General features: G+C 41.9%; 6 protein-coding genes. 5 read left to right on the forward strand and 1 reads right to left on the reverse strand.

Annotated elements, in window-relative coordinates:
* The first annotated feature begins 74 nt into the window (after nucleotides 1-74).
* From Q0017_RS12595 to groL, 4 genes are all read left to right on the forward strand, one after another.
* Entirely contained in the window at nucleotides 75-266 is a 192-nt protein-coding gene (locus tag Q0017_RS12595) for a hypothetical protein (RefSeq protein WP_298147406.1), read from the forward strand.
* The gene (locus Q0017_RS12600) at nucleotides 247-1,050 is read left to right on the forward strand and encodes a metallophosphoesterase (protein WP_298147409.1); all 804 of its coding nucleotides are present in this window, start codon (nucleotides 247-249) and stop codon (nucleotides 1,048-1,050) included. The genes Q0017_RS12595 and Q0017_RS12600 overlap by 20 nt, the downstream gene beginning before the upstream one ends.
* Nucleotides 1,051-1,201: 151 nt before the next feature.
* A complete protein-coding gene (gene groES / locus Q0017_RS12605; protein WP_067729023.1) occupies nucleotides 1,202-1,492 on the forward strand; it encodes a co-chaperone GroES in 291 nt (96 codons plus the stop codon).
* 50 nt (nucleotides 1,493-1,542) lie between these two features.
* Complete coding sequence (gene groL, locus Q0017_RS12610; protein ID WP_298147412.1) at nucleotides 1,543-3,177, forward strand: chaperonin GroEL; 1,635 nt, start codon at nucleotides 1,543-1,545, stop codon at nucleotides 3,175-3,177.
* Nucleotides 3,178-3,229: 52 nt separating this feature from the next.
* Here groL and Q0017_RS12615 read toward each other — a convergent pair whose 3' ends face one another.
* Nucleotides 3,230-4,369 (reverse strand): glycerophosphodiester phosphodiesterase, encoded by a 1,140-nt coding sequence (locus tag Q0017_RS12615; protein ID WP_298147415.1) that lies wholly within the window; start codon nucleotides 4,367-4,369, stop codon nucleotides 3,230-3,232.
* Nucleotides 4,370-4,563: 194 nt separating this feature from the next.
* On the opposite strand from Q0017_RS12615, the gene Q0017_RS12620 reads away from it, so the two are divergent.
* Nucleotides 4,564-7,653 (forward strand): multidrug efflux RND transporter permease subunit, encoded by a 3,090-nt coding sequence (locus Q0017_RS12620; RefSeq protein WP_298147419.1) that lies wholly within the window; start codon nucleotides 4,564-4,566, stop codon nucleotides 7,651-7,653.
* The last annotated feature ends 181 nt before the right edge of the window (nucleotides 7,654-7,834 follow it).

A 7,834-nucleotide genomic window follows, 5' to 3' on the forward strand; every position in this document is an offset into this window, starting at 1 on the left:
ATCATTAAATCTAGTTAAATTTTCATATTTCATGGGACTAGTATAAACAATTTTTTACTTTCGCAAGAGGTCTAATGCGTGGACAACTAGAACAAACCCCAGATGTATATAGTTTTGCGGCCAATCAAGTCAAAATCCATAGTCGGGCTAAAAAATTAACGCTTGCCATTGATGGGGAGTTGGTGCAGGTTAAACCGCCTTTAACCATTGCTGTTGAGCGATCCGCTTTAAATGTGGTGGTGCCGTATGCTACTACATCTGTCTGATTTGCACTTTGGTACCGAGCAACTTGCTTGTATGCAGGCGATTGGGCAGTTTTGTGCCGCACATAACATTCAAGCGGTGGTGGTGAGTGGTGATTTAACCCAACGCGCACGTTTAAGAGAATTTTATGCCTGCAAACAGTTTTTAGACAGTTTAAAATTGCCTTATTTGGTGGTGCCGGGTAATCATGATATTCCTTTATACGCACTATGGCGGCGTGTATTTACCCCGTTTTATGGTTATCAATTGTTTTTTGGCAGTTTAGAGCGTGATTTAGAAACCGAAGATTTTTATATCTTGGGGGTAAATAGCATTCGTCGGCGTTATCACACCAAAGGCCATATTTCGCTTGAGCAAATTGAACGTATTGATCAAAAATTACAAGCAGCTCCAAGCAACAAATATAAAGTGCTGTTGGCGCATCAGCCGTTTTATATTCCTGCACATCAATATGGTCAAAAAGACTGTCCCATGTTGGCAAAAATTGCCTTACAACGTTGGAGTCAAAGTGGCTTAAATGCCATTTTGCATGGTCATTTGCATCAAACTGCTGTAGATGACTTAAACCAAGTCTATGACCTTAAAGTTAAACAGCCCATTTTGGCGGTACAAGCCGGTACAGCCATTTCTCATCGTTTACATGCAGGACGTCCCAATAGTTTTAATACCATTCATTTAGATGGCCAAGTGCAGCATTACTATTTTGATACAGTCTTGCAGTGTTTTAAACAGGGGCCACCAAATCGTGCAAATATCAGTCATTTAGGCTTAAAGGTTAAAAAATAAGCAAAAAAATGCATTTTTTTTAAATTTTGCCCTTGAAGCGTTTTTTTCCATCCCCACAACTGAGTCATAGATTTTATTGACGTTGACTGAAGGAACATAAAAGTCGAAGTTGGCGTCCTTTTACTTTAAGACTTATTTGATGGAGTTTTCTATGAGCAACATTCGTCCATTACATGACCGCGTAGTAATCCGTCGTGTTGAAGAAGAAACAAAAACAGCTGGTGGTATTTTACTTCCAGGTTCTGCAGCAGAAAAGCCGGCGCAAGGCGAAATCATTGCTGTAGGTAATGGTCAAATCACAGACAATGGCGTACGCGCTTTAGATGTAAAAGTTGGCGATAAAGTATTGTTTGGTACATATGCAGGTACAACTGTAAAAGTTGACGGCGAAGAGCTTCTGATCATGAAAGAATCTGACATTCTTGCAGTACTTGAAGCGTAATTTGTCTTTTTAATTCATCTTAATAATTTTTAAAAATTTGGAGTTAAAACATGTCAGCTAAAGACGTAAAATTTGGTGATTCAGCGCGTTCAAAAATGATCGCAGGTGTTAACGTTCTTGCCGATGCGGTAAAAGTAACATTAGGTCCTAAAGGCCGTAACGTTGTGATTGACCGCTCTTTTGGCGCACCGCATATCACTAAAGATGGTGTGACTGTAGCCAAAGAAATTTCACTCAAAGACAAGTTTGAAAACATGGGTGCTCAACTTGTACGTGAAGTGTCTTCAAAAACCAACGACATCGCAGGTGATGGTACAACGACTGCAACTGTGTTGGCGCAAGCGATCTTAAACGAAGGTATTAAGTCTGTGACTGCGGGTATGAACCCAATGGACTTAAAACGCGGTATTGACCTTGCGGTTAAAACTTTAGTGTCTGAAATTAAAGCTACAGCACAACCGGCATCTGATTCTAAAGCCATTGAGCAAGTGGGTTCGATCTCTGCAAACTCTGACACCACTGTAGGTTCTTTAATTGCACAAGCAATGGAACGTGTGGGTAAAGAAGGCGTGATCACTGTTGAAGAAGGATCAGGCTTTGAAGATGCTTTAGATGTAGTTGAAGGCATGCAGTTTGACCGTGGTTATATCTCTCCATACTTTGCCAACAAACAAGACACACTAACGGCTGAACTTGAAAATCCGTTTATCCTTCTTGTAGACAAAAAAGTCAGCAACATTCGTGAGTTGATTTCTGTACTTGAAGCAGTGGCTAAAACAGGTAAACCACTTCTGATCATTGCTGAAGATGTTGAAGGCGAAGCGCTTGCAACTTTAGTTGTGAACAACATGCGTGGCATCATCAAAGTATGTGCTGTTAAAGCACCTGGTTTTGGTGACCGTCGTAAAGCAATGTTACAAGATATCGCGATCTTGACTGGCGGTACGGTAATTTCTGAAGAAATTGGTATGCAGTTAGACCAAACTTCACTTGAGCACCTAGGTACAGCGCACAAAATCACTGTGTCTAAAGAAAACACTGTGATTGTAGATGGTGCAGGCGACGCAACTCAAATCGCTGAGCGTGTAACGCAAATCCGTGCTCAAATTGAAGAATCTAGCTCTGAATACGACAAAGAAAAACTTCAAGAACGCGTTGCTAAATTAGCAGGCGGTGTTGCTGTTATCAAAATTGGTGCTGCAACTGAAGTTGAAATGAAAGAGAAGAAAGACCGTGTAGACGATGCACTTCATGCAACGCGTGCTGCGGTTGAAGAAGGTGTTGTTGCAGGTGGTGGTGTTGCACTGGTACGTGCAGCCAAAGCGCTTGACGGTGTAACAGGTGCCAACGATGACCAAAACGTAGGTATTAATATCTTACGCCGTGCGATCGAAGCGCCACTTCGTCAAATTGTATCTAACGCAGGTGACGAGCCATCTGTAGTGATCAATGCTGTGAAAAATGGCGAAGGCAACTTCGGTTATAACGCAGCCACTGGCGAATATGGCGACATGCTTGAAATGGGTATCTTAGATCCTGCAAAAGTAACCCGTTCGGCTCTTGAGCATGCTGCATCTGTAGCGGGCTTAATGTTGACTACTGAATGCATGATTACAGACATTCCAGAAGACAAACCAGCCATGCCTGATATGGGCGGTATGGGTGGTATGGGTGGCATGATGTAATCATCGCTCATTCATAAAAAAATCCCCGCTTTGTGCGGGGATTTTTTATGCTTTATTTACCTTGTTGAGCCAAGAATAAATCCGCAGCTTTACGCCCAAGCGCAGGGTCATCGGTAAATACACCATCTACACCGGCTTTAAAAAACAATTCAAATTCTTTTAAAGCACCCGCCTCACAATATTCAGCAGGATTGTTACTACAGTCTAAATAATCAGGTAGGAAATTATTTTCTGAGCGTAAAGTATATGGATGCACTTTGAGGCCATATTCATGTGCGTCTTGTACAAAAGAGGTTGGGGTGGCAGGTTGCGTATTAGGTAGAATGTAAGTTTTGCTTGGCCCAACACCATCGGCATAGCTTGCTACAAATTTTAAACCTTCAGGGGTGGCTAAATCGCCATAGGTATTGGGAATGTTGTTTAACACGTAGTCGGCAGGTTGGCTGTTTTTACCACTATACAACTGTACGATTTTGGCATGTTTTAAAGTTTTTAAACGATCAAGCTGTTCATCTAAATATTGTAAATTGCTGACTTCAAATGATTGTAAGTAAACAGGGGCAATGTCACGGGTATATTCATACTTGGCTAAGGTTTTAAGCAAAGTATCTTCCATACTTAAATCTAAACTTGCAAAATAGCTAGGATGTTTAGTTTCAATATATAAGCCAATGATTTTGCCGGTTTTACGGTAATGTGCATCGGTAAGTTCAATAATATCTTCTAAGGTTGGAATATCATATAAATCGTTATATTGGGTATTGTTAGGACGTACATTAGGAATACGCTCACGCGCTTTGAGTTGTTTGAGTTCAGCTAAGTTAAAATCTTCGGTAAACCAACCGCTATAACTCACCCCATCAATCACTTTGGTCTGCTCACGATCAGCAAATTGAGTTAATGTACTGATATTAGACGTCTCTTTTATTTCACTTTCATGGCGTGCCACCAAATAACCATCTTTGGTCGGGACTAAATCCGGCTCAATAAAATCAGCACCATCATCAATGGCTTTTTGATACGCGGCTAACGTATGTTCAGGGCGTGTACCACTGGCACCACGATGCCCGACAATCAGTAATTGAGGCTCTTCATACTGCGGTGCTGCACTGCTATGTACTGAATTGTTATCGTCGTCATTACAGCCTGCAAGTAAGGCCAAAGATAAACATAGGGTGGTTCTTTTTAGCATGATTAGCTCATTGTTATTAAAACTTGATTATGAAAGCTTTAGTTTTAACTGTGATGACAAAACATAGATCTTCATAATTTCTTCATATTTGTATCAAGCATGCGATTTTGCTTGTATTTTATGCATCCCTCACACAATATTTATTCTCATTTACAGCCTCTTTTGTGCCTCAATGTGCACCATGTAGACACTTCATGCTATCTAGATTTTTTATTGAACGACCCATTTTTGCAGGAGTACTGGCCATCATTGTGATGGCATTTGGTCTTTTTGCAATGATGAACTTACCCATCGAGCGTTATCCTGATATTGCGCCGCCACGGATTACGGTGGCCACCACCTATAGTGGTGCTTCGGCAGAAACGGTGGAAGAAAGTGTTACCCAAGTTTTAGAGCAGCAAATTAAAGGCCTAGATAATTTGCTGTATTTTAGTTCAAGCAGTGATTCATCAGGACGTGCCCGAATTAGTATTAGTTTTAACAATGGCACCGACCCTGACACTGCCCAAGTGCAAGTACAAAATGCCATTAATGGCGCACTCAACCGTTTGCCTGAAGACGTGAAACGCCAAGGCGTAAACGTGTTTAAATCTTTAGGCGATACCCATATGGTGATTGGCTTATATGACGAAACAGGCAAAAGCAGCACCATTGCCTTATCGGATTATATGCTGACCCACTTAGAGCAAGAATTGGCGCGTGTTGAGGGCGTTGGTGAGGTAGATGTATTCGGGTCGCAATATGCCATGCGTATTTGGCTGAATCCACAAAAGCTGAAGCAATATAAACTCATGCCAAGTGATGTACGTGCTGCGGTTGAAGCACAAAATACCCAAGTGGCGGCCGGTGCAATTGGTGAGTTGCCTACAGTCACTGAACAGTATTTAAATGCCAAAGTCACCTCAGGCAGTCGTTTACGTAGCGCTCAAGAATTTGAAAATATTATTTTAAAATCCAGTAATAGTGGAGACTTTGTTTATTTAAAAGATGTAGCACGTGTTGAGCTTGGGGCAGAAAATTACCAATCCTATAACACCATTAATGGTTATCCATCTTCAGGCATGGGGATTTCTTTATCATCTGGTGCCAACGCCATTGCCACAGCGGAATTGATTGATCAACAAATTGAGCGCTTAAGAAAACAATTGCCTGAAGGCTATAACATTGTTTATCCACGTGATAACACGCCATTTGTCAAAGAATCCATGAAAGAGGTGGTGAAAACCTTAATCGAGGCGATCATTTTGGTGGTGATCGTGATGTTCTTGTTCTTACAAAATTGGCGCGCCACTTTGGTGCCGACCATTACCGTACCTGTGGTGATTTTAGGCACGCTTGCGATTTTGTATGTACTTGGCATGAGCATCAACACCTTAACCTTGTTTGCCCTAGTGTTAGCGATTGGTTTGTTGGTGGATGACGCCATTGTGGTGGTTGAAAACGTTGAGCGTTTGATGCATGAACAAGGCATGTCAGCCAAACAAGCTGCCATTGAATCCATGCAAGAAATTAGTGGGGCTTTGGTGGGTATTACTTTGGTACTCACCGCGGTGTTTATCCCAATGGCATTCTTTGGGGGTTCAACGGGGGTTATCTACCGTCAATTCTCGATCACTTTAGTGGCTGCCATGAGTTTATCTTTGTTGGTGGCACTGATTTTAACACCTGCGTTATGTGCCTTAATTTTAAAACCCAATGTCAAACAAGCCAAATGGGCAATTTGGTTTAATACCCAGCTTGAGCGTATTAAACAGCAGTATTTAAAACTGACCCACATCACCATTCAACATAAGCTGATTACCTTAGTGATATTTTGCGGCTTGATTGCCGTATTTACTTTGTTTTATCGTGGTTTGGCGACGAGTTTTATTCCTAGCGAAGATCAAGGCATTTTAAGTGTGCAGTTGAAACTACAAGAAGGTGCACCGTTGTCTAAAACCCGTGAAGTGGGTGAGGAAATTCGTGAATATTTCTTAACGCAAGAAAAAGACAATGTAAATTTAGTCATGCTGCGTTATGGACGCAATTTTTCAGGCTCGGGGCAGCATCTAGCCCAAGGCTTTATTGCCTTAAAACATTGGGATGCACGCCAAGGCCAAGCCAATAGCGCACAAGCGATTCGTGAACGTGCGCTTGCTCATTTTAGACAGCACCCGAATGCGCAAATTAGTATGATGCTACCACCATCGGTCAATGGTTTGGGTCAAACCGATGGTTTAAGTTTTTGGCTGCGCGATGTAGAAGGGCAAGGGCGCCATGCTTTAGAGGCGCAATTTGATCAACTGCAACATACAGCCCAAAATTATAACAGTTTTGAAAATTTAGGTAAAAAATCCAATCCTGAAAAAGCTGAACTCAAAGTAACCATTGAACAAAAGCAAGCCATGGCCGCAGGTCTGACGCAAAATGCCATCAATTCGACTTTGTCGGCCGCATGGGGTGGTAACTATATTAATGACTTTATTGACCGTGGTCGGATTAAACGCGTGATTATGCAAGGTGACGCTGAGTTTCGTGCCACACCTGAAGATTTAGCCGAATGGTCGGTTAGAAATAGCAATAACCAAATGGTGCCTTTTAACCAATTTTCAACGCTCAGTTGGACGGGCGGCCCTGAGGTGGTCAATCGTTATATGGGCTATAGCGCCTTAGAAATGGAAGCGGACACTGCAAAAAACAGCACGACCGGTCAAGCCATGCAAGATATTCAAAACTTGATTGATCAGGCAGCGGGTGTCGATTTGTCATGGAGCGGTTTAGCGTTTGAAGAACAACGCTCAAGCAATCAAGCTTTATGGCTGTATTTAATCTCGATTGGCTTTATTTTCTTATGTTTAGCTGCGTTATACGAAAGTTGGTCCATTCCTGCCGCCGTGATGACAGCCATTCCATTAGGCATTGGCGGTAATATTATTTTTAGCTACTTTGCGGGTTTTCCAAATGATATTTACTTCCAAATTGCCTTGCTCACCACCATTGGTTTGTCATGTAAAAATGCGATTTTAATTGCTGAATTTGCAGCTTTGGCACAAAGTCGTGGTGTTGCGGTGATTGAAGCTGCCATCGAAGGTGCAAGTTTGCGCTTACGTCCAATTTTAATGACTTCGTTGGCGTTTGGTGCCGGCATTGTGCCATTGGTGTTGGCAAGTGGTGCAGGAGCCGCCAGCCGCCAAGAGATTGGCACCAGCGTATTGGGTGGCGTGATTTTTGGTACGCTGTTGGTGCTGATCTTTATTCCATTTATGTATGTTTTGATTCGTGGTGAAAAGCGCGCTCAGTCATAAGTAATTGTAGATTGAATCAAGGGATGCTCAGGCATCCCTTTTTTATGGCTATCCAAGTGCTTTAAAATCTGTTTGAATCACAGACATAATATAAATTAAAGAACAATAGATCTCTTGCGAAAGTTAATTTAAGAGCATCCAATTCACCATTCCAGCAATTAAATTCATTAGATCTCTTGCG

Origin of the sequence: uncultured Acinetobacter sp., assembly GCF_947624825.1 — a bacterium.
In the GTDB taxonomy this organism is placed as follows: Bacteria; Pseudomonadota; Gammaproteobacteria; order Pseudomonadales; family Moraxellaceae; genus Acinetobacter.

Excerpts from the sequence above, each read along its gene's own strand:
- Q0017_RS12595 (WP_298147406.1), top strand. The coding sequence starts at position 75 with ATGCGTGGACAACTAGAACAAACCCCAGATGTATATAGTTTTGCGGCC.
- Q0017_RS12600 (WP_298147409.1), top strand. The coding sequence starts at position 247 with ATGCTACTACATCTGTCTGATTTGCACTTTGGTACCGAGCAACTTGCT.
- groES (WP_067729023.1), top strand. The coding sequence starts at position 1,202 with ATGAGCAACATTCGTCCATTACATGACCGCGTAGTAATCCGTCGTGTT.
- groL (WP_298147412.1), top strand. The coding sequence starts at position 1,543 with ATGTCAGCTAAAGACGTAAAATTTGGTGATTCAGCGCGTTCAAAAATG.
- Q0017_RS12615 (WP_298147415.1), bottom strand. The coding sequence starts at position 4,369 with ATGCTAAAAAGAACCACCCTATGTTTATCTTTGGCCTTACTTGCAGGC.
- Q0017_RS12620 (WP_298147419.1), top strand. The coding sequence starts at position 4,564 with ATGCTATCTAGATTTTTTATTGAACGACCCATTTTTGCAGGAGTACTG.